Annotated in this window: 1 pseudogene; it reads left to right on the top strand. The window is 58.3% G+C overall.

The annotated features are described in order from the left end of the window. Positions 1-22 precede the first annotated feature (22 nt). Positions 23-448, top strand: a pseudogene (locus Q4563_RS16185) (hypothetical protein); the annotation flags it as partial.

Below are 448 nucleotides of genomic sequence, written 5' to 3'. Positions count from 1 at the left end.
CCTTATGACCCAGGCCGAGAGGATGGATGAAGCGCTGATTCCACTGGCATCGGAAGAATACAGCCACCTGCGCCGCCGACTGCATCGGCGGGTGCTGGAAGGGCTGGAAGGTGTGTCCGAACACTCGGTGGTGGATCGGGTGGCCCTGATTCGACATCTGCAAGAGCATCTGGATGACTTGCTGGCAAGCCATGGCCGTGCATTGGCGGACGGGGTGCGCAGCCAGTTATTGGGCACCGTGGCCGATGAAATCCAGGGGCTGGGGCCAATTACCGAGCTGATGCTGGACCCACGGATATCCGACATTCTGATCAACGGCTATAACGATATCTGGGTTGATCGCAACGGCCGTCTGGAGCGCACCAGTGTCGCTTTTGATGGCAATGACCATTTGTTGCGCTTTCTGAACCGGATTCTGAGCCAGCAGGGGCGGCATATTGATATGGGC

Source organism: Gilvimarinus sp. 1_MG-2023, assembly GCF_030548285.1.
The sequence above is the reverse complement of the archived record's forward strand: the minus strand, read 5'-3'. Positions and strand labels throughout refer to the sequence as shown.